Below are 23,401 nucleotides of genomic sequence, written 5' to 3'. Positions count from 1 at the left end.
ATTTTAAAAAGAAGCCCCACCAAAGTCAGCCCACTTTTATCCCTTTCTACGGTTTATTTTCTATTTTGTTTTTTCTTCTCACGTCTTACCTTCCAAGGTGCATTCTTTTGCCAATCTCCAGCCATAATACAACCATAAGGCATCACTTCGTCAATGACTTCACCTAGATTAAATTCATCCATTTGCTGTCTGACCGCTTTCGCGTTTTTATAAGCAGAAGGCAACTCGGTAATATCAATTTCCTTTGAGAAAAATCGGATATCTAATCCAAGCGTTTCCTCTTTAAAGATTTGCATTGTAGAACCGGTTTTACTTTTTCTATGTTGTGTTCTACTCACGTTTCTACCTGCACCATGTGGCGCAAAACCTAAATTAGTTTTTGTGGTATTGCCTTCAACAATTAAAACAGGTTCGCTCATGTTTAAAGGAATCAATCTTGGCCCTGTAATATCTGGCATAAACTTCGCATCCATAGGTGTTGCACCTTTTGCATGGTAAAACAAATTACCATGCTTAAAGACAAAGTTATGCTCGTTCCAGTAGCGGTTTTCAATCTCTAGTTCTAAAGTTTCCGCTACTGAATTATGCAATACTTCGTGATTGGTTTTTGTCCAAGCTCTTATAATTTGAAGAGCGTCCCAATATGATTGTCCTTCTTCAGTTTCAAAAGGAATCCATGCATTTTGTTTCTTAGTATCTGGCGACAACTCTTTTCTAAAACGTTCGGCGATTTTCATACCTTTAGTGTACAAACGTGCACCTGGCCCTCTAGAGCCATGATGGGTTACCATCATTGTGTTTCCTGTTTTTTTAGAGGTTCCAACGAATAAAAAATGATTACCATCTCCTTGAGTTCCTAAGTGCGATCGTGCAATCTGCAACATGTTGCCATCCTTTAAAAAATAGTTAGACTCAAAAGCCTCTAATAGTGCTTTTGGAAATCTGAATTGTGAATCTCTATCGCGTCCACCAGGACCAAAATGAGTATTGGCATGTGCAGCATCTAAAATGTCTTTTGGGTCTGCTTTACCAAAATCTGTAAGCATTACAGAACAACAAATATCTGCACTATGCATTCCTGGGTGAATGGCATTTTTTGCTACTGCAACACCACCTACTGGGATTGTTCCGTCTGGACCAGCGGGACATGCATCTGGCATAATGGCACCACCAACCAATGTTGGTGTTTTCATTAAGGTTTGCATGGAATTAATAACTTTATCAACGTTGTATTTTTCTTCTTCGTTTTCTGCTTTAATATTAATTGAAAAGTCAACGGCAGTTGTATGTAACCCTATAGGGTCTGGTGATTTAAATTGCTCTAAATACGTTTTCATTTCTTCTCCTTCTAATTTGTTGCCATTAATATAAGTGATGGCTTCTTTCATCCATTTCCCTTGTGTAAAACCTAAGGCTTTTAAATCGTGACCTGTTATTTTAGTTTTCATGTTTTCTTTCTTTTGTGAAATTCTTCGCTTTGCTCAGAATGACATCTTAATAACACTACAAATATTATAGTGTGCTACGCAATAGTTTTGCGTACTAGAATTTTATTTATCCTGCAAGGTCTTTTTTTTGTCCTTGTAGGTTTGGCTACTTATAATACCTACAAGGTTTTTGAAACCTTGCAGGATTATAGAATTTACTTATTCACAGAGAAAATATCCTTTAATTGTTCAATCACATTACCGTTACCAGCAACTGTGATTTCGCCAATTTTATCAGCAATTTTCTCAATATATTCCATCTCTTTTAATTTGAACAACATGCTGTTGTCTTCCATTAATTTCGCGGTATTTAACAAACTACGTGTAGAAGCTGTTTCTTCTCGTCTGGTTACTACGTTAGCTTGCGCTTTTTTATGAGCAATCAAAACTTGGTTCATAATATCTTTCATATCACCTGGTAAAATGACATCTCTAATACCTGCATGCAATACAATAACACCCAATTTTTGACCTTGTGTTGTTACATTTTTCAAAACCGCTTCGGCAATCGTTTCCTTTTGCTCTAACAATTCGTCTAAAGTGTAAGCACCCACAAATGCTCTTAATACCAATTGCAAAATTGTGTACAATTGCTTTTCGTAATCTTTGTTATGCATTAACGCAGTTTCAATATCTGTAACTTGGTATTGTGCATAAAAGTTAATACGAACGGTCGCTTTGTCTTTGGTCAATAATTCTTGACCAGCAACCTCTAATTGCAACTGACGCATATCGGCTTTTGCGATTTTAATGGTTTGCTCGTTTTTCCAGAAATGGTAAGTCCCATGCTCTAAAATTTTAACAAACGTATCATTAACAATCATAATGGCTTTTTCAAAAGCGGCAACTTCAAAAGTTCTAATGTATTGACGCAATTGCATATTGCTATACAAGGCTTTACTGATGTCTTCTGTTATTTCGATTTTACTTAAATCGGCAGTGACAAATTTGTAGTCAATTAAGCTATTCCAAAATGTATAACGACCAGCAGTTAAGATACGCTTAAAGTTTTTGTTTTCGTAAACCAAAACAATCTCGTTATCCTTTACATCAATTAGAGTTAACATTGCTGCTAAGACCTCATCTTTAAGCAAGATTTCTAATGCTTTTGGGGCACTGAAAGCTTGTTACAAATCGCATCTTAAGACTTGCTCGCTAAATTTTATCCAATGTTTTCCTTCCGTAATAACACGCGTGTAATTACCATTTTTAAACACCAAACCTACTGTACCTGCATGAATTCTTTCTCTATACATGATTTCTAATTTTTTGTCCTTTAGTTTTCTTTTTTTTACTTCAGAACGGTTATACATTTATAATAGAATTCCATTTTCCGGAATGACTATTCAATTAAAACAAAGCGAAAGAAAACCATCTTTCTAACTACGGAAATACAATAGATTTTAAATGTTTTTAGAATTGTTCTGCAGATGATTTATCAATATTGAAACGACGATTGCCGAAACTATAATTGAAAAATGAATCTTTAAAAGAATACCTAAAGCGACCTACAATACAATTTGTATGTCAAGGTGTTTTCTAGACTGCGCTAACAACAAGTTGCTATTACTCGTTTTAGTTCACTTTGTTTTTGCCATTTAAAGTGTGACGCACTTGGTGGTCGATTTTTAAAAGTGACCTTCTTCGGGAATATGGATTATGAGTCCATTTCAAATACAACATCTAAAATGTTGCGCGTCTGCCAGTTTCGCCACAAGACCTTTTGGTCTTGGTAGGATTCGAACCTACACATTGATCTACTGCTTAACCGAACTTAGCTACTTCCCGTTAGAGAAGACAGGATTCGAACCTGTGTACATAGATGGTGGTTATTCTTTTGGCAAATAACCCGAAGCCTTCAAGTCAAGTTGAATATAAAAACCTCATACCAATTGGTAAGGATTTATACAATAGTGCTATACCGAAACACTTAACAAGACTTGCTTGATGTGGAAGCAGTAGGACTCGAACCTACAAGCTATAATAGACCAGATTTACAGTCTGGCGAGCCAACCAATTGCTCAATGCTTCCGGTTTAATATTTCAAAGAACTTTTATTAAGCTCTGCTAGACTCCTTTTTCTAGCAGAGCGCTACTTTTAAAGTCTGATTCCAAAAAGACTTCTTTTTAATTACAATGCAAATATTCTATACTATTGCGCAATGTTTTTGCGTAGTGATTTATTTTTTGTTTTAAATTCAATTTTGTCAGAATTATTTATTTTGATTTAAACACCAATTTAGAATTTTTGCAATGTTATTAGCATCATCAATTCCTCTATGATGCGTGCCTTCTAGTGATATTTCTAAGATGTCTAATGCACCATTCATTCCAACTTTTCGGTTTAAACCTTTAACTTCTGAAAACAGTGTTTTCACATTGATATGGTTTTGGGACAAAGGGTAATCTACTCCTCCAATCTTACACTGTTTTTTCATCATGTTTAGATCGTAAGCACCATAACTGGCCCAAGTGTATTGATGTGCATCATAGTCTTCTCTTAATTTTGTACAAGCGTCTTTAAAAGTGATACCTTCTGAGTCCAACAATTCTTGTGTAATTGTTGTTAGTTCCGTACAAAAAGGACTGACTTCTGAACGTGTAGGTTTAATTAATATACCTTCGTTTTTAGATATTAATCCTGTAGATGTATCTAAAACACAGATGCCGATTTCTATGATTTCATTGACTTGACCTGCTGGAACTTTTCCGTTCCAACAGGTTGCTTCGAGATCTATAATTATAATTTGTTTATTCATGTTTTTTATATTTTTTGATTTCTATTTTATTAGGAATGATGAATTCTTATTTCTTCTTCTTTTTCTTGCACTTTGTTTTTTTAGTCTTTTTTGGTTCCATTTTGTTTTTAATCCTTTTAATTTCAGAATCGATGAAACTTATAAGACTGTTATTGTAAACGTGCTTTTTTGCGAGCTTTAGAGTTTTTAATGCTTTCTTATATTTTTGAAGAATTTCGAAAAGTTGTCCTTGAAATAAATAAACTTCTCCTTTATTTAATCCTTTTATGGTAAAGGCAAAGTCAATTAATTTTTGAGCTTCGTCGTAATCTTCATTCCATATTAAAACTAAAATGTAGTGCGCATACACTTTGTGAAAATCGAGTTTGCTTGCCAAAGCCTCTGCATAATAGTGCTTGGCTTTTTCGTAATCACCAAATTGTTCGGCTTGTAAACGTCCCATTAAATACAAGGCATAAGCATTGTCTGCTTCGTAGGATAAGGCGTAGTTTAGATTTTCTACAGTTTCTTCTAGTTCGTATGGATAAGCATCTATGGCTTTAAGCACGTAATTGTTTAACAAATTCGTATCCATGGTTTTAGTTGTCCTGAACTTGATTCAGGATCTTTTTTAATTATTAATAATTTCGTTTGAACTATACATGAGATTCTTCGCTGTGCTCAGAATGACATAATGTTCGTTTTATAATTACTGTTTGTGGAAATGTGTTTAGCAGAATCGCTAATAGTGGAAAACAAAAAATCCGAAACAGTATTTAACTGGCTTCGGATTTCTCATTTATAAATTTGAAAAGTTTATCTAACGATAATCACGAAGCATCACAAAAGGCAGAATTCCTTTTGGATCGTTTTGATATGTTATAAATAAACTCATAGTTTCTAATTATTAATTTGATTTTGGTTGCAATTTAGCTCACTTCGACTTCGCTCAGCGGCCAGAATATTAATTTATTGCGTTGCAAATATTTAGCTTTTTTTTCGACTTTACAAAATTTATTTTTCAAATGGCTTAAAATTGAGCACCATAATACGAAGTATTATATTTTTTTTGAGAAATGCAAATATTTTTTTCAATCTGTCTTCATTCTTATGAATTCCTCTTTCTGCGCACGATAATTGCGTAGTAATTTTTTACTTTTATGATGTATCAAATTTCAACTAAAATGGCCGTAAATAAAAACGCATTAATTCGCTATAAAACCATTGATAAATGTCTTCAAAATCAGTTTAGACAATGGACGCTTAATGACTTAATTGAAGCGGTTTCGGATGCTTTATACGAATACGAAGGCAAAGATGTTGATGTAAGCAAAAGAACTGTTCAATTGGATCTACAAATGATGCGCAGCGACAAGCTGGGTTATAATGCACCCATCGTAGTTTATGATCGTAAGTTTTATAAATATGAGGATGCTGAGTACAGTATTACTAACAGCCCAATTTCTAATCAAGATTTAAGTAAACTATCTGAAGCTGTTTCGTTTTTAAAACAGTTTCAAGGGTTTTCTCATTTTTCGGAATTAGGCAGTATGGTTCAGAAACTAGAAGACCATGTTTACACCCAGAAAACACATGAAAAATCGTTAATAGATTTTGAAAAGAACGACAATTTAAAAGGCATAGAATTCTTAGATCAGTTGTATCAATTTATACTAAAAAAAGAAGCCATAGAAATTACTTATCAATCATTTAAAGCACGAAAAGAAAGCACATTTGTATTTCATGGCTATTTACTGAAAGAATTTAGAAACCGATGGTTTTTAATTGGCAAAAGACAAAAAAATGAAGGGATTATGAATCTGGCTTTAGATAGAATTATTACTATAAGAAAAAGTGATAATCCTTATATTTTAGATTCTAATTTTGATATTGAAACTTTCTATAAAAATGCTATTGGTGTTTCTGTAAGCCCAACATTAGAGCCAGAAAATGTATTACTATATGTTAATCACAAGCAGGCACCATATGTATTAACCAAACCTTTTCATCACTCTCAAAAAGAAGTAAGCAGAGATCATTTTGGAGTAACCATTTCATTAGATGTTCAATTAAATTTTGAATTAGAAAAGGAGATTCTAGGGTTAGGTGAAGGGATCAAAGTTATTGCACCCGAACGCTTAAAACGAAACATAAAAGAACGCCTATACGATGCTGTAGATACTTATGAGACAGAGATAAATGAGAAAAGCTTAAGAACCATATCAAAACGCCTAGAGCATAAAGGCTTTGGTATTCTGAATCATGTATTTACAAAGCGTGATATCAGAAAATTAAAAACTCGATTTGATACTTATTTTAAGAACCATAACGAGCAAACCTTTGGGATGCGCGAGGTACTCCTTAAAATGCCAGAACTCAAAGAGATTTTGTTCAACAAGAATTTCAAAAAGCTAATTAAATCGATTGACAAAAATGCTTTTTTAACCAAGGCTATTTATTTTGATAAATCACCAAAGGATAACTGGTACGTAACTTGGCATCAAGATGTACCGATAAATGTTTTAGAAAAAATAGAAACAGATGGGTTTTCTGCTTGGACAAATAAGAAAGGAGTAATAAGTGTTAGACCAACACAAGAAATTTCAAAAAACACATTCTCTATGCGAATTCACTTAGATGACACTACGATTAAAAATGGTGCTTTAAAAGTAATTCCAGGATCCCACAACAAACATTTACAACCTGAAGAAATTAAATTAATTAGTGAAAATTCTATTCCTTTTGTAAGTGAAATAGCCGCAGGAGGAGTACAATTACTCAAACCGCTACTCCTACACGCATCTTCTGAAACTACGGTTCAAAAAAGACGACGTGTATTGCATTTAGAATTTTCCTCTATTGAATTACCAAATGGTTTAAGCTATGCGGAAAGAGAAGACTTATTTGTAAATTTGCAATAAAATTTCGGCATCTTTTTTTAGTTCAAAATCATGTTCAATATAAATAGATTTAGACTTATAATCGGCCTCAATCAACCAAGAACTTCCATTAAAGTAAGACGTTTTAACAACAGCTTTTAAATCGGATTGTGCTACAATTTCAATTTGATTTGCATACACAATTCCATAAGGTTCAATGACATTAAATTCGCCAAAAAATGAAGCTATTAAAGGTTGCTTAGGATTTTTATATAAATTTTGAGGAGTGTCTTTCGCTATGATTTCAGCCTCATTAAGCACTATCATTTCATCAGCAAAGCCAAGCACATCATTTCTGTCGTGAGTCGCAACAATGCACGCTATATTTTTTGCTTTTAAGTAATTAAAAACATTACGTCGCAAGCCTTGTTTTTGAAAATTATCAATATGACTAAACGGTTCGTCTAATAATAAGATTTCAGGTTCTTTTGCTAATGCTCTAGCAATAGCGACACGTTGTTTTTGTCCACCACTTAAGAATTTTACTTTGGTATTTGCAAAAGCTTCGAGTTCTACAACTTTTATTAATTCCTCTGTGCGTTTTCGTTTTTCTTCAGGGTAAAAGCGCGATAAGTGTTTTCCTATGTTTTCTTCAACCGTAATCACTGGCATTAAATCGAATTCTTGGGTCACGTATTTCATAAAATCGTAACCCACAACCAGATTATATTTTGGTCCAAGAATTTCTTCATCTTTCCAAAAAATCTGTCCTTGTTTTAAATCGTACTCGCCATATATAAGTTTTAACAGCGTGCTTTTACCAGAGCCACTTTCACCAATGATAGCAAGGTTTTCCCCAGCTTTTACATTAAAGTCAATAGCTTTTAAAACCTTAGTTTTAGAATACCCGAAAGTGACATTGTTTACTTGAAGCATTTTACAAAAATACTACATCGTTAAAGAATTGTCATAAAAAAACCGTCCCGATTAACATCGGAACGGTTTTAAATTTTTTTATAGTCTATAAATTATTTCTTTATAAACTTTCGTTTGATAATTTTCCCTTCAGATTCTAATCTTAAAAAATAAACTCCACTTGTTAAACTTGAAACGTTTACCGTGTTTGTTTTAAGTTTCTGGTTAAGAATACGTTTTCCATTAACATCAAAAACCGTTGCGATTTTATTAATAACATCTGCTGAAGTTTTTATAGTAAGTTCTGCTTCAACCGGATTAGGATAAATGGTTACATCAACTAACGTTTCGTCTATAACGCTCAATGCAGAGCCTTCAGTAATAGTATGTGTCGTATTTATCGCAGGACTCGCAATAAAATCTACCGTACCAGATGGCCAGTAAATAGTGATGCTATTAATACTCGTTAAGGCACCAATACCGAAATGTGTATTTAATGAACTCATAAATTCAAAACCTTCTCCACTTCTAACATCTCTTATTTGCGTGCCATTAGTTGTTTGTATTTCTACTCTAGCACCAATACCATTTATGTTGCTTGTTGTACCTATGGTATTAATTTTAATCCAATTGTTAGCATTTGTATTGTTTAAGTAAATATTTCCGTTACGAAAAACATCTAAAAAACCATCGTTGTTTGTGTCTCCAATCGCACCACTTGGAGGCATGTTTGTTGAATAATTTGTAAACGTGAAATCACCATTATTAAATAATATATCACCATTACTTAAAATATCTATATAACCATCATTATCGAAATCTGCTGGAGCATTTTCTCGTCCTAATGACGCATCTAAAACTCCAGAACCAGCCGTTACATCAGTAAACGTACCGTCTCCATTATTACGCATTAATTTAGAATCTCCGTCAACAGTACTACTAGCACCAACATAAACGTCCATATCCCCATCGTTATCAAAATCTGCCCAAGCAGAAGACCATGTTTGCACTAAGTCTCCTAAATTAGAAGAATTATTATGACCTACACCTGGATAATTGGTATCGTACCAACCATTACTATCTGCAATATTAACAAATACACCATTTCCATCGTTTCTCCATAACTCATTAATACTAATAGAAGAATTACCTCTACACTTTGCGATAAATAAATCCATATCTCTATCATTATCAAAATCGATCCAAACTGTACCATAATTACCTCCACCAGGCACTAACCCAACACCATTTGGCAATGCTGTACTTTGACCTTGGTAAAACGTTAAATCACCAGATCCGTCATTAATGTAATACACATTAGCCTGAACATCGTGACAAACAAAAGCATCTAAATGCCCATCTGTATTAATATCAACAAAATTAGTACGTTGAGAAAACACATATTCTGATCCAGAAATTTCTGTATAAGCTGTCCCTGTATTGTTTGCTTTCATAAATGTAACACCTCCATAACCTCCGTAAACAAGATCATTATAGCCATTGCGATCAAAATCACCTGCAGCTAAACTCCAATCCGGAGAATTATCTGCTACAGGAGTTGCTATGTTGCTCATGTTAAAACCACCAGAGGCTAATTGGTAATGCACATTCAAATTATCAGCACTAACTGACACAACATCGTCTAAAAAATCACCATTTAAATCTACAAGAGCAATATCGTAAGACCCTGTTGTATTTATTGGGTTTGTTGTAAACGCTACAGGATAACCAGACGTATCTATTCCGGTTGTGAAGCTTTCACTTACCCAATTACTATAACCACCTGCATTACAATTTGCTCTTATATATACGATATAGTTTGTTTCTGACGCTAGACTATTTAAACTATAGGTGTTAGTTGTTACTGTATTCCCAGAAGACGGAATACCTTCTGAAGCTAACATTATAGCAACTTCCCAAGAGGTTTCCGATGAGCCTGCAGTCCAATTAATAATAGCACTTACCGCATTGATATTACTTACCAATACTGAAGTTACTTTAGGACAAGCTGGAGGTGCTGCTGAGCTAATTGAAGGAGAATCTATACAAAAGCCCCAGCCATAAGAATTGTGATCATCAAAATATATGCGATATTTAAAACCTGTTAATTGCGTGGTTGTAAATGAAGCGATATTTAAACTTTCACTTATGAAATTTGTTGGAGTTCCATCACAAAAATCGACAGAAACTGAAGAATTATCCTCAATTTCATTTCCCCAATTTACCCATTCACTAGAACTACCATCCCAATATTGAAGGTGTAAAGATTGATCATTCTGCCATATGTTAAAAACATACGGAAACACAACTGTTATTTCGGTTTCATTTGCATTAAAAGCTGCATTAAGATCAATAACAGGAGACTCTGCTGCAATAGTGTTATAAGAAGCTCCACCAGCTAGATTGTCATCAAACGAAAATGATCCACTTGCTGATGATGTTGGGTCTTCAAATAAGTATGAAGCATCATAGCTACCTGAAAGCGTCCATTGGTTGTTAGGCCAATTAGCTCCTTGGTTTAATTGTTGCGCATTGCTATGAACACAAAACAAAGTTGACAGTAATGTAAAGAGTAATAGTTTTTTCATATCAGTATTTTAATTACAGTTTATATTTAATGAGTTTATCCATTCTTCAATAAGTTGAACACCTTCCGTATGTACAATTGTACGCGCTAATAAAGGCATTCTGGTAGAAGGCTCTGTGGCACTTATTCTAAAATGCATTACAGAATTTCTTGCATCCCCTGGTTCTATAATATGCCCAAGACCAAAACCAAGTTCTGTATCAGCCTCAACACAAACACCCATATTGGTAATGTCTTCTGTAGACAAAAAGTCTAATCGCATTGGTCTATATGAACAATGTGTGTTTTCTGAGTGGCAATGCGCACAATTAATATCTAAATAAGCTCTTACTCTTAGACTCAAAGAATTGCTATGGTCACTATAATCCGGAATAGTTGATATTGTTTCCGGAAGTGTATTTTCTAAATACCCAAGGCTTACTAACTTTTCTAATTGATTAGCCGTACCATCACTATAATCATAGCTTAAATTTAAGTTTCTAGGTTTAGGCCCTATTGGTTTTGCTATTTCCAACACTTTATGACAGGTATGACACTCTGCTGCTGATGGAATTCTATATTGTACAGATTTCGTCGCCCCTTCTTGTTGCCATTGCAGATCTACATAACTCCCGTTCATATCTAAATTAGCTTCAGATTGTGTTTCATTCCAAGCGTAATTTGCAAAAACCCAACCCTCTTGTTTTCTAATTATTAATCGGGTTTCTAAAATTTGTGTTGAATTATCGGGAAGAACGTTATCGTAGTAAAAGTTCTTTATTAAAATCGTTCCGACAGGAAAATCTAAAAGTTCATTTTCATTTAAGAATGTAGCTTTACTGTTGTTTGGCATCCATACAAACCGTTTCTTCTTAGCATAATCACTAAACAGTGTGGAATTTAAAGTATAAGGAATTACACCACTACTAGGCTCTAAATTTTTTAATTCCCCTTCAAAAAATTGATAGTCTGATAATGCTGAAAATGGCATGTTCTCTAGATCATAAAGCACACTTGAACTCGTTGTGATTGTAATAGAAATGATTTCTGTTTTACAATCGCCCGAAGTGCTGCATATGGTATATTCAAAATTATCTATACCAACCTCATTTGGGTTTGCAGTATATTTTATATGATCGTCACTTGGGTTATTAGGTGTATTATTAGAATCTATGATTACAACATTACCTTTTGTAGGCTGACTTAGTGACAATTCTCCCGTTAAAGGAATATTAGAATCGTTAAGAAATATAAAAATCTCAATTTCTGAATTTTGTACAATAGTTAGACTATCCGGATTTGTTTCAATAACTAATGGATTTAAGCCATCGTCATTACCACAAGAAAACAGAAACAAAATTGAAAGAAAAAATAAGATGTAATTTTTTTTCATATACAATAATCATGCACTATTAATAAGACAGTTTAATGTTTAAAAGTCCTACAAAAGCTGACAAAAAAATAATGCGTTATCTGAAAAAAGGATTTTTATACTCTTTTCATTCTGTAGTTTCTGACGTAGGTTAAGTGACAAATAAACTAATATTAGTCTTTTACTTTTTCTTCCGTTTTTGTTGGTAATACTTCAAATCCCATATTATAAAGTGTAAAACCAAAAATATCTGCATATTGCTCAATAGTTTTACTAACAGGTGTACCAGCTCCATGGCCAGCATCTGTTTCTATTCTAATAAGGGTTGGATTTTTTCCGGCTTGTTTGCTTTGTAATTCTGCCGCAAATTTAAAACTGTGTGCAGGCACTACGCGATCATCATGATCTCCAGTAGTAACTAGTGTTGCAGGATATTCTACACCTGCTTTAACATTATGCACAGGTGAATACCCTTTAAGGTATTCAAACATTTCCTTACTATCTTCTGCAGTTCCGTAATCGTAAGCCCAACCAGCTCCAGCAGTAAATGTATGATAGCGCAACATGTCTAAAACACCAACACCAGGTAAAGCTACTTTCATTAACTCTGGGCGTTGCGTCATAGTTGTACCAACTAATAAACCTCCATTAGAGCGACCGCTAATAGCTAAATAATCTGATGATGTATATTTTTCTGAAATAAGGTATTCTGCAGCAGCAATAAAATCGTCAAAAACGTTTTGTTTTTTAAGCTGCGTTCCTGCATCGTGCCATGCTTTTCCATATTCTCCACCTCCTCGAAGATTTGGAACGGCATAAATACCTCCTTGCTCTAACCAAACCGTATTAGCAATACTAAAACTTGGTGTTAAACTAATATTAAATCCACCGTAACCATAAAGAATCGTTGGGTTTTTACCGTTGAGCTTTATACCTTTTTTGTGTGTAATAATCATAGGTACTTTTGTTCCATCTTTAGACTTGTAAAACACCTGTTTGCTTTCGTAGTCTTCTGGATTGAAATCTATATTCGGTTTTTTGTATAATTCTGAAATTCCTTTTTCTATATTATATTTATAGATACTTCCTGGCGTTACATAATTTGTAAATGAATAATAAAGCTCTGTTTCGTCCTTCTTTGCACCAAAACCAGAAGCCGTACCTATTCCTGGTAATTCAACCTCTCTTATTAGTTTCCCATCATAATCGTACTGCAATACTTTTGAAACTGCATCTACCATGTAGTTAGCAAAAAAATAACCACCAGCCGTTGATGGGCTTAAAACATTATCTGTTTCAGGAATAAAATCTACCCAATTTTCTGGAGTTGGATTTGAAGCATCTACAGTTACAATTTTTTGATTTGGTGCGCCCAAATTCGTCATAATGTAAAGCTTAGATCCAACGTTTTCAATAATGTTTGAATCACTATTAGTGTGATCTAAAATAGTTACAAGTTTGCCATTTGGTTTTGACAAATCCTTAATAAACAACTTATTTCCAGAAGTTGAAACACTTGCAGAAATAATAAGATACTTATCATCTTCCGTAACTCCACCACCAATATATCTGTGTTTTTCTTCAGGTGTACCACCAAAGACTAATTTATCTTCGGATTGTTTTGTTCCTAATTTGTGATAAAACACTTTATGCTGATCTGTTTTTGCAGACAACTCACTTCCTTCTGGCTTATCGTAACTAGAGTAATAGAACCCTTCGTTCTTATACCAAGACATGCCGCTAAATTTGATATCGACCAATGTATCTTCAACAATCTCATTGGTTTCAGCATTCATTACCAAAATTTTTCTCCAATCGCTTCCTCCTTCAGAAATAGCATAAGCTAATGTTTTTCCGTTTTTAGAAAAGCTCATACCACCTAATGAAATCGTTCCATCTTCTTTAAACGTATTAGGATTTAAAAAGACCTCAGCAGTTGTAGGATCTTCACCTGTTTTGTATCGGTAAATTACAGATTGGTTTTGTAAACCGTCATTTTTAGAGAAATACGTATAATCTCCTTCTACATAGGGAGCACTGATTTTTTCGTAATTCCAAAGTTTTGTCAGTCGTTCTTTTAATTCTTCTCGATATGGAATATGGTCTAAATAACCAAAAGTAACTTCGTTCTGCGCTTTAACCCAAGCTTCCGTTTCTTTACTTCTATCGTCTTCTAACCAACGGTAAGGATCTGTAACTGCCTCACCAAAATACGTGTCGATAGTATCAATTTTATTCGATTCAGGATAATCTATTGTAGTTGTTTTCACAGTTTCGGTTTCATTTTTACAAGACACAAAAAATGTTAGCACTAAGGCAAGAAGAAGTAATTTTTTCATAATTAGATTTTTTGAAATAAACATCGTTACCTCAAATATAAGGATTTAGTAACTTGTTAATAACAAACCACTAAAAGTAAATTTGGAACGACAATATATGCAGAATTTCAACTAACTATATAAATAATGAGTTGAAATCCTTGAATATATGCTATTTTCAAATAATCTAAATTGATTTTATAAAACTACACTAAACCATTTTTAATAAGGTATTCTGCTATTTGAACGGTGTTCGTTGCAGCTCCTTTTCTAAGGTTATCACTAACAACCCAAAGATTTAGTGTGTTAGGTTGAGAGCCATCTCGTCTAATACGACCTACAAAAACATCGTCTTTACCATGCGCATACATAGGCATAGGATATAAGTTAACATCTAAGTTATCTTGTAGTGTAACCCCATCTGTATCGTTTAGTAATTGTCTTACCTCATTAAGATCAAAATCATTTTCAAACTCCACGTTAATTGCTTCACTGTGCCCACCAGCTGTAGGAATTCTAACAGCAGTTGCAGTCACCGCAATTGTACGATCATTAAGAATTTTTTGAGTTTCATTTACCAATTTCATCTCTTCTTTGGTATAACCATTATCTTCAAAAACGTCGCAATGTGGAATTGCATTTTTATGAATAGGATACGGATATGCCATCTCACCTTTTATACCTGCAATTTCATTTTCCATCTGTTCAACAGCTTTTACACCTGTACCAGATACCGATTGATAGGTTGAAACAACGACGCGTTTAATTTTATATTTTTTATGAAGTGGTGCTAATGCCATCACCATTTGAATCGTAGAGCAGTTAGGATTAGCTATAATTTTATCTGTTTTTTCTAACTCACTAGCGTTAATTTCTGGAACTACCAATTTTTTTGATAAGTCCATTCTCCAAGCCGAAGAATTGTCGATAACCGTTGTACCAACTTCAGCAAATTTTGGAGCCCATTCTAAAGACGTGTTACCACCTGCAGAAAACAAAGCAATATCAGGACGTTTTTCAATAGCAGTAGGAATACTAATCACTTCAATATCCTTACCCTTGTATTTTAATTTACTACCGACAGAACGTTCTGAAGCTACTAGTAATAATTCGTCTAAAGGAAAATTGCGTTCCTCTAATACTTTAAGCATTACACTACCAACCATGCCTGTTGCACCTACAATTGCTACTTTCATAAATCATATATTTAGAACTTTCAAAATTATAATATTTCTTTAAGTAAAGCATTCTATTTAGGCTTAAAAATCTAATAAAAATATAGGGTTTTAATTATTGAATTTGTAATTACAAAAAGAAACCCAGACTATTACAGTCTGGGTTTAGTTAAAAACAATAGTGTAGCGATGACGCTATACCTAATTTATTTTTTTAATGAATCTCTGATTTCGATTAATAACTCAACTTCAGATGGTCCTGTAGGCGCAGCTGGTGCAGGTTCTTCTTTCTTTTTCATATTATTAACTCCTTTAACTACAAGGAACATTACAAATGCTACAATGATAAAATCAATTACATTAGTTAAAAATGTACCGTATTCTAAGAAAACATCACCAACCATTTCGCCAGCGTCATTTAATGAACCTTCTTTTAACTGATATCTCAATGCTTTAAAGTCTGAGTCGAAAATCATACCAATTAAAGGAGACACAATACCTCCTGTAAATGCAGTAACTACTTCTTTAAAAGCAGCACCCATTACAAAACCGACTGCAATGTCTATAAGGTTGCCCTTCATTGCAAATTCTTTAAATTCTTTTAACATAATTACGTGTTTTTTATTAGTTAGTTAATATGTTGATATGACCCTAAGTTAGTTAAAAAAGTCACAATATCTTAAAAAAAATATTATTCAGGTAAAAAAACACGTTTTACACGTTGCGATATTGCAGTTAAAATTTCATAAGAAATAGTATGTGCTGATTCTGCTAGATTACTTGCTGTATGGGTAGCATCGAAAACAATAACCTCATCTCCTTCTTTACAATTTATACCAGTAATGTTTACCATTATCATGTCCATGCACACATTACCAATTATATAAGCTTTTTCACCATTGATAATTACAAAGCCATTTTCGTTACCATAAATACGGCTAATACCATCGGCATGCCCAATAGGAATGGTTGCTGTTCGTTCAACACCTTGAGATGTATAGGCTCTATTATAACCTACGGTTTCTCCTTTTTCAATCTCATGAATTTGAGAAATCACAGATTTTAAACTCGCTATAGGTTTGAGATTTTTATCTTCCTCAATAGAATTACCAAAACCATAAAGTCCAATGCCACTGCGCACCATATCAAAATGTGCTTCGGGATAATTGAGAATACCAGACGTATTACACATATGTAACCAAGGCTTAATACCAGTTCCTTCTTCAAAGTTTTTTGCGATCGTTTTAAACCGTTCAATTTGAAGGTTAGAAAACTCTGATTCGTTGGCATCTTCACTAGCCACTAAATGCGAAAACAGAGATTTTACTTTAACCGATGATGTCTTTTTAAGCGAAGCAACTAAGCTTTCAATATCATTATTTTTAAAACCGAGTCTGTTTAATCCTGTATTAAACTTTATGTGAACCGGATATTTTTTTTGAGATTGCGCTTCAGCAGTTTTAATAAACTCACTTAAAACATGAGCACTATAAATGCTAGGCTCTAAACATCTATCGATTAGTGTTTGCGCATTTACAGACTGCGGATGCAGCACAATAATGGGTGTCGTAATTCCGGCATCTCTCAAAACCACTCCTTCTTGAGTATACGCAACAGCAAAATAATCTACGTTTAATTTTTGAAGATGTTTTGCAATTTCTACAGAATCACTACCATAAGCGAAGGCTTTAACTACGGCTAAAAATTTTGTTTGTGGCTGAAGTTTTGACTTTAAATAATTGAAGTTATGTGTTAGTGCACTTAAATCAATTTCGAGAATAGTTTCTAGAGCTTTAGACATTACGGTTTTCGTCTTTAGAATCGACTTCCTCTGCATCATTCACTTTCATCTGTCTTACTTTATCTCTTTGCATACTTTTATAATAAGCAGCTCTACTTAAAGGTTCGTATTCGTCAACTTCTCCGAGTAAAACTAGATCATCACTCAATGCTTTTCTATAACTGTATTGTGCTAAATTTCCGGTTTTTGTACAAACGGCATGTACTTTAGTAACATACTCTGCTGTCGCCATAAGATTTGGCATAGGCCCAAAAGGATTTCCTTTAAAGTCCATATCTAATCCTGCAACAATGACACGCACACCTTTGTTGGCTAAATCATTACAAACGCGAACAATCTCATCATCAAAAAATTGCGCTTCATCTATACCAACCACATCGCATCCATCTGCTAAAATTGGAATATTAGCAGCAGCAGGCACTGGTGTAGAACGGATTTCATTCGCATCATGAGAAACGACCATCTCTTCATCGTAACGCACATCAACTGAGGGTTTAAAAATCTCCACCTTTTGTTTAGCAAATTGCGCGCGTTTTAGTCGTCGGATTAGTTCTTCGGTCTTACCTGAGAACATCGATCCACAAATGACTTCAATCCACCCAAATTGTTCTTTCTGATTTACTGTATTTTCGAGAAACATTTTGTAATTTTAGCACTGAATCGAAGCTAGTCTTCGATTTTATAAAGGTCACGCAAATTTATTAAAAATCAAAAGTAAAACTTACGAAAAGAGCATAAAGAAATTATATTCCTTTTTTATTAGATTTATGAATTGATTTTCAATACTTGAAGAATTATAAAATAACTTAGAACTATGAAAAAGAAATTAGAATCAGAATTAGTGAGCATTGCGCACAGGATTCTAAAATTAAAAGGTAGAGAGGATGTAGATAAACTTCACGAAGAAGTTGCTGCACTCTATGAAAAACTTACTGTTTTAAAATTTGCCCAAGAAAATTTTGAAGACCATATGCCAACAATTGGTAATGACTCTTCATTTTTTGATATGCTAGATACCGCATTTAATAATAAGGTTAGTGATAATATCGAAGTTGAAGATAGAACTTATGTCAATGTAGATGAGGTTGAACATGATGAAATTATGGAACCTGTGATGGCCAAAATTAAGGATATGTTTGAACATATGCCCAAAGAAACGGAACCTACAGATCCTATTTTGGAGAAAATTCTACAAAAAGAAACGGAAGCACCTGAGACTATAGAATTTGAAACTATCACCTCTGGTTTTGATAAGATTCCGGAGTTTGAACCTATTGAAGAGGCACAAAAACGTGAAGTTGAAAACACTAATAAATCTTTAAATGACAAACTGAAAGGTCAACAATTAAAGATAGGTCTTAATGATAAGTTAGCTTTTATTAAGCATTTGTTTGAAGGCAAAAACGAAGATTACGATCGAGTAATATCTCAAATTAACACCACCCATTCTTTAGGAGAAGCTAGAACATTAATTTTAGAATATGTTAAGCCAGACTATAACAATTGGAGTGGTAAAGAAGAATACGAAGAGCGTTTTATTGAACTTGTTGAGGGTCGGTTTAATTAATAATTCAAATAAACGTAACCTATAAAAGGTTTATCAATACCTCTAATGTTTAAAACGTAAAAATACGTACCAACCGGTAACACTTTTGAGCTTTTTAAAAGTCCCATGTTGGCTTCACCATCCCATGTATTTATGTAGTTTTTTGCTTCATAAATTTGGGTGCCGTAACGGTTGTATATTTTAAGGGTATTATCCATATAATCTTCAATACAAGGAATATCAAACGTATCATTTTTACCGTCATTATTTGGTGAAATACCTTCAGGTATAATTAAACAATTAGAAATTTCTACAGTAGCATGATCTTCATTATTCGTTAAATCTCTATCAGGTTCGTTAACACTATGTAATATTGCTAAATTGGTTAAATCGGTTGAAGAAATTACGCTTGCGGTTAACACTAAAGATTCGGGGGTATTTGGATTTAAACTTGGAATATTCCAATTAAACGTAGTGTCATCAAAAACACCGGAACTAGTAGTTGCTGAAACAAACTCGTAACCTTGAGGTAAAATATCAATCACTTCAATTAGAGTTGCTGTTGTCGTTCCTAAGTTAGTTGCTGTAATAGTAAAATCTACATTTTGACCATAAAAAGCTTCTGCAGGCATTACAGTTTTAGTGATTTCAATATCGACATCAGACGTGTCCACAATAACATTTAATGTTGCGCTCGTTTGAGAGATATCTAAATTATTATTGTTAGTAAAATTTTGAAAATTATTGAGATAAGTTCCTGAAACATCTGAGCTCACCATAACAGAAAAGGTACAACTATCAACACCCTCTGGAAACACTAAATTTTCGATTCCGACAAACGCATCTCCTATTTCCCCAATAAATGTTGTTATACTACCATTGGCTTCAATCCAATTTGGTAAACCTATAAGAAAAACACCATTGGGCAGATTATCTGTAAAAGAGATTTGAGTTTGAGTCGGATTTGAAGCAATATTAAAAACGGTAAATATTAATTCGCTTTCACCTCCTTCAATAATAGTTTCGGGTACAAATGATTTTTGTAAAACAGGAGCTATAACTTGTACGCTATTAATAGAAATATTAGTCTCTGGTGTTAATTCTTCATTATTTTCAGCACTAGGAATGGCTTCGGCAATATTATTAAAGGCACCACCATAACTTGGAGCAGTTACAGGAATACTAATTTTAACCGTGGAACCCGCTTCCATATTTGGAATTATCCCTGATATAAAATTCCCTGTAATATTAAAATTTGACATACATGAAGCTGCACCTGAAGCAACGATACAACTAGGAGATCCCACTATAGTAAAGGCAGAATTAAGGGTGTTTTCGAAAAGAACATCTGTAGCATTAGAGCTCGTGGTACTATTACTAATATCTATAACCCAATTAAAAGCTTGGTTAGTGTTAACCTGTGTAAATTCTGGATATGTTTGGGTTACTAAATCTACACAAGGAGCAAAATATGTATGAACCTCAGCTCTGTTATTTGTAATGTTATAATCTGTTATATCATTTACATAATACGCTACAACCTCATTAGTTGCCTCAATAGGAGATGTAGAACACTCGGGCAACCAATCTATAGCAACACTAAAATTAACAGAACTGTTGGCAGGCAATACCCAGTTATCTTCAGGTATAATTTGCCAAAAAATATCCAATTGCCCCTCTTCGGGAACTCCATCAAATAACTCGCCAATATTTGTATTTTCTATTTCAAAACAAGAAGCTGTCCCAGTAGTACCAGTACATTCTACCGAAACTAACATCCCATTAACGGAAACATCACCATTATCAACACTTGGCATATAGTCCCTAACTTCAATAATAGCATCTGTATCTCCATCATTGTTAACCGTTATTTCATAGGACACCAACCCCCATCCCGTTGTGTTGTTTGGTGAGCTACCAATTGGTAATTCTGGACTTGTTTGAACTTTAGTTACCTTTAAATCAGACTCCACACAAAGATTAAGAACAGGAGGAAGTTCTATTTGATTAGTAAAATAATTATTTAAAGGGTTACTATCCACTAATTGAGTGTCTAAAATATTAGTACCGCTTCTAATAACGGCAGACATTGAATTAGTATTAGTAGCACACTCGGGTTCAATATATTCAAGAACAGTTTCTATTGTAATTGTAGTATTAGGTTGTAGAATAAAGCTGCTACTCGACCATACTTGACCACCTTCACTAGTTAGTATAAAGTCACTACATAAAACAGGTCCGGATGTCTCTATACAATTAACCGAAATGATATTCCAAATGGCATTAGGAAAGGATAAATTTTGGAGAAAAAACCGCATAGGAGTTTCTACTGAGCCCATATTACAAACTGTAGTAATAAATGTGATCTCTTGGTTATATGCTATGTCGGAAGTTATTTCAGGGTCAACCTGTACCGTTTCAATACAAATATCTGTTTCTGGACATAAGTTCGCCTCTAATAAATGAGTAGTTACAAAATTTGAATTTATTGATGAGAGAATGTGATGATCTATTGAAATCTTAATAAAACTATTCACCTGTATGGGCATAGGATCTACTGTACACGAAAAGTTTGAGTAACGATAAACCATTTCAAATGTGATGCTCCCTCCTGATGTTATTTCAAGTTCTTCACTATTAACAAAGAGTGTCGTTGGAATTGAAACATTTGAACTACCAACAGTAGTAGAATTACCTAATACATCGGTTAGATCAGGGCATACAGTTCCATTATTTGTTCCAATACATTCTAATGAAACAAATTCAGCAAAAGGCTGACCAGTAAAATTAGAAGATGCCAGAATTAAATTTCCTTCAATCTGTGTAATTGGAAAATCTATAACACTATTATTGGTAATCGTAAATTGATATGTTACTGTATCTCCCCACGCGTTAATCGCTGTTCCTTCTGGAGGACTAATTTGTTCATGAATCACTGTAAAATCAATATCTATATCTAAGACATCAATAGATATTATAGATTGATTATTGCTTGTGTTAGTATCTTCAATGTTGTCGGGAGGATTAATTGTTCCATTCGCTGCAATGCCTCCTAAATTAGTAGGTGCAGTAACCAAAACTATCAGTTCTACGCTCGAATTATTTGGCATTGCCGCAATCGAAGCCGTTAAAACATTATTTACAATACTAATATTAGCAACATCAGATGCTCCATTCGTATTATTTTGTGAAGCATATGAATTAATCGTTAAATCCGTATCAAAATTTATAGATATTGACGCGTTATCAACTGAATTTCCAGAATTTAAAACGGTAATCACATATTGAAAATCCTCATAAATATTGACTTGAGACACAGGAGTGCCACTTAAATTTTGAGCCTCAATGGCAATAGATAAATCCGTAGTTTGACTATATGAAACATAGATACTTGAAAAGAGAACTAATAAAAAGCAAAGCGGTTTAGTCACAGGTTGGTTTTTATATAAGATGTAGATTCTTACAAATGGTTGCGTTAAGATATAGAAAAGATTGTAAATTTGATATTAAGTTTATTTAAACATGAAGTTATACCTCGTTCCCACACCAATCGGAAATTTAAAAGACATCACCTTTAGAGCCATAGATGTTTTAAAGGAGGTCGATTTAATTTTAGCTGAAGATACCAGAACATCTGGAAAACTTTTGAAGCATTTTGAGATCACCACGCAAATGCAAAGTCACCATATGCACAACGAACATAAAACGGTGAATCATTTAATTGAAAAACTAAAAGCAGGATTAACAATTGCAGTAATTAGTGATGCAGGTACACCTGCGATTTCAGACCCTGGATTTTTGTTAGTTAGAGCATGTGTAGAAAACAATATTGAAGTCGATTGTTTACCGGGAGCAACAGCATTTGTCCCAGCCCTAGTCAATAGCGGTTTACCAAACGATAAATTTGTGTTTGAAGGCTTTTTGCCTGTAAAAAAAGGACGACAAACGCGATTATTACTCTTAGCCGAAGAAACTAGAACCATCATTTTTTATGAAAGTCCTCATAAGCTGATAAAAACTCTTGGTCATTTTTGCGAATATTTTGGAGAAGATCGTTTGGTCTCTGTATCAAGAGAAATAACAAAATTGTACGAAGAAACCATTAGAGGAACAGCAAAAGAAGTTTTAGAACACTACACAAATAAGCCACCAAAAGGAGAAATTGTGATTGTAGTTGACGGAAAACAGAAATAAAACATGACTTTAAATACTTTTTTAGAGACACTTAAATCTACTCCTAAACAGATTGAATTTTCTGAAACCATGAACATCATAGAAGCCCATTACGAGTATACTCCAACAGCTTTTAAAAATGGAACATTAAACAATGGTAAAGATGAAAACTCAGGCTCTTGTAAACTATTTGCCTTTGCTGTAGATCAAAATTTAACAGCAGAAGAAGCCTTAGCCTGTTTTGGCAACTATTATTTTGAAGATGTTTTAATACATCCGGACGGAACAGGACATCAAAACATCCGAAATTTTATTAAAACAGGCTATGAAGGTCTCTACTTTGAAACCTTCCCGTTAAAGAAAAAATAAAAGGACGTTTCGTAATTGGGTTAACCTTTACAGCGACAGCATCAGTCATTATCATTTTCTTT

The 23,401-nt window shown here is 33.8% G+C and carries 18 protein-coding genes and 1 tRNA gene; 4 read left to right on the top strand and 15 right to left on the bottom strand.

Going from position 1 to position 23,401, the window contains the following annotated elements; genetic code table 11:
- Nucleotides 1–53 precede the first annotated feature (53 nt).
- The 6 genes from BLT80_RS03175 to BLT80_RS03155 form a co-directional block, all read right to left on the bottom strand.
- On the bottom strand, nt 54–1,448 hold the full coding sequence (locus tag BLT80_RS03175) for an RtcB family protein (protein ID WP_092466128.1): 1,395 nt from the start codon (nt 1,446–1,448) through the stop codon (nt 54–56).
- Between the two features lie 194 nt (nt 1,449–1,642).
- On the bottom strand, nt 1,643–2,581 hold the full coding sequence (locus tag BLT80_RS03170) for a slipin family protein (RefSeq protein WP_245710077.1): 939 nt from the start codon (nt 2,579–2,581) through the stop codon (nt 1,643–1,645).
- A 33-nt stretch (nt 2,582–2,614) separates the two neighbouring features.
- The gene (locus tag BLT80_RS20365; RefSeq protein WP_262508018.1) at nt 2,615–2,743 is read right to left on the bottom strand and encodes a hypothetical protein; all 129 of its coding nucleotides are present in this window, start codon (nt 2,741–2,743) and stop codon (nt 2,615–2,617) included.
- 694 nt (nt 2,744–3,437) lie between these two features.
- Nucleotides 3,438–3,519, bottom strand: a tRNA-Tyr gene (locus tag BLT80_RS03165).
- A 181-nt stretch (nt 3,520–3,700) separates the two neighbouring features.
- Nucleotides 3,701–4,246 (bottom strand): 3'-5' exonuclease, encoded by a 546-nt coding sequence (locus tag BLT80_RS03160; protein WP_092466127.1) that lies wholly within the window; start codon nt 4,244–4,246, stop codon nt 3,701–3,703.
- A 46-nt stretch (nt 4,247–4,292) separates the two neighbouring features.
- Nucleotides 4,293–4,820 (bottom strand): tetratricopeptide repeat protein, encoded by a 528-nt coding sequence (locus tag BLT80_RS03155; RefSeq protein ID WP_092466126.1) that lies wholly within the window; start codon nt 4,818–4,820, stop codon nt 4,293–4,295.
- Nucleotides 4,821–5,385: 565 nt separating this feature from the next.
- Between BLT80_RS03155 and BLT80_RS20425 the strand changes: the two genes are divergently transcribed.
- Nucleotides 5,386–7,146, top strand: coding sequence for a phytanoyl-CoA dioxygenase family protein (locus tag BLT80_RS20425; protein ID WP_317041758.1), 1,761 nt, complete (start codon nt 5,386–5,388; stop codon nt 7,144–7,146).
- On the opposite strand, the gene BLT80_RS03145 is transcribed toward BLT80_RS20425, so the two are convergent.
- The 8 genes from BLT80_RS03145 to BLT80_RS03110 form a co-directional block, all read right to left on the bottom strand.
- Nucleotides 7,126–8,040 (bottom strand): ABC transporter ATP-binding protein, encoded by a 915-nt coding sequence (locus tag BLT80_RS03145; protein ID WP_092466125.1) that lies wholly within the window; start codon nt 8,038–8,040, stop codon nt 7,126–7,128. The two genes, BLT80_RS20425 and BLT80_RS03145, sit on opposite strands and share 21 nt — an antisense overlap.
- A gap of 92 nt (nt 8,041–8,132) precedes the next feature.
- Nucleotides 8,133–10,607 (bottom strand): FG-GAP-like repeat-containing protein, encoded by a 2,475-nt coding sequence (locus BLT80_RS03140; protein ID WP_092466124.1) that lies wholly within the window; start codon nt 10,605–10,607, stop codon nt 8,133–8,135.
- Nucleotides 10,608–10,616: 9 nt separating this feature from the next.
- Nucleotides 10,617–11,978 (bottom strand): Ig-like domain-containing protein, encoded by a 1,362-nt coding sequence (locus tag BLT80_RS03135; protein ID WP_245710076.1) that lies wholly within the window; start codon nt 11,976–11,978, stop codon nt 10,617–10,619.
- 152 nt (nt 11,979–12,130) lie between these two features.
- Entirely contained in the window at nt 12,131–14,296 is a 2,166-nt protein-coding gene (locus tag BLT80_RS03130; protein WP_092466123.1) for a prolyl oligopeptidase family serine peptidase, read from the bottom strand.
- A gap of 185 nt (nt 14,297–14,481) precedes the next feature.
- Nucleotides 14,482–15,471, bottom strand: coding sequence for an aspartate-semialdehyde dehydrogenase (locus tag BLT80_RS03125; RefSeq protein ID WP_092466122.1), 990 nt, complete (start codon nt 15,469–15,471; stop codon nt 14,482–14,484).
- A gap of 185 nt (nt 15,472–15,656) precedes the next feature.
- The gene (gene mscL / locus BLT80_RS03120) at nt 15,657–16,058 is read right to left on the bottom strand and encodes a large conductance mechanosensitive channel protein MscL (protein WP_092466121.1); all 402 of its coding nucleotides are present in this window, start codon (nt 16,056–16,058) and stop codon (nt 15,657–15,659) included.
- A gap of 83 nt (nt 16,059–16,141) precedes the next feature.
- A complete protein-coding gene (gene alr / locus BLT80_RS03115; protein WP_092466120.1) occupies nt 16,142–17,251 on the bottom strand; it encodes an alanine racemase in 1,110 nt (369 codons plus the stop codon).
- Nucleotides 17,244–17,891: a thymidine kinase gene (locus tag BLT80_RS03110; RefSeq protein ID WP_092466119.1), complete on the bottom strand. Its 648-nt coding sequence runs from the start codon at nt 17,889–17,891 to the stop codon at nt 17,244–17,246. The genes alr and BLT80_RS03110 overlap by 8 nt, the downstream gene beginning before the upstream one ends.
- 174 nt (nt 17,892–18,065) lie before the next feature.
- On the opposite strand from BLT80_RS03110, the gene BLT80_RS03105 reads away from it, so the two are divergent.
- A complete protein-coding gene (locus BLT80_RS03105) occupies nt 18,066–18,818 on the top strand; it encodes a hypothetical protein (protein ID WP_092466118.1) in 753 nt (250 codons plus the stop codon).
- Here BLT80_RS03105 and BLT80_RS03100 read toward each other — a convergent pair.
- Nucleotides 18,815–22,228 carry a DUF7933 domain-containing protein gene (locus tag BLT80_RS03100; protein ID WP_092466117.1) on the bottom strand — a complete coding sequence of 1,138 codons (3,414 nt, stop codon included), beginning with the start codon at nt 22,226–22,228 and terminating at the stop codon, nt 18,815–18,817. The two genes, BLT80_RS03105 and BLT80_RS03100, sit on opposite strands and share 4 nt — an antisense overlap.
- 91 nt (nt 22,229–22,319) lie before the next feature.
- Between BLT80_RS03100 and rsmI the strand changes: the two genes are divergently transcribed.
- Both rsmI and BLT80_RS03090 read left to right on the top strand, forming a co-directional pair.
- On the top strand, nt 22,320–22,991 hold the full coding sequence (gene rsmI, locus BLT80_RS03095; RefSeq protein ID WP_092466116.1) for a 16S rRNA (cytidine(1402)-2'-O)-methyltransferase: 672 nt from the start codon (nt 22,320–22,322) through the stop codon (nt 22,989–22,991).
- A gap of 3 nt (nt 22,992–22,994) precedes the next feature.
- On the top strand, nt 22,995–23,339 hold the full coding sequence (locus BLT80_RS03090) for a HopJ type III effector protein (RefSeq protein WP_092466115.1): 345 nt from the start codon (nt 22,995–22,997) through the stop codon (nt 23,337–23,339).
- Nucleotides 23,340–23,401: the final 62 nt, after the last annotated feature.

This window comes from Winogradskyella thalassocola, from assembly GCF_900099995.1.
GTDB classification, from domain to species: domain Bacteria; phylum Bacteroidota; class Bacteroidia; order Flavobacteriales; family Flavobacteriaceae; genus Winogradskyella; species Winogradskyella thalassocola.
This window is presented reverse-complemented; position numbering and strand designations above follow the sequence as displayed.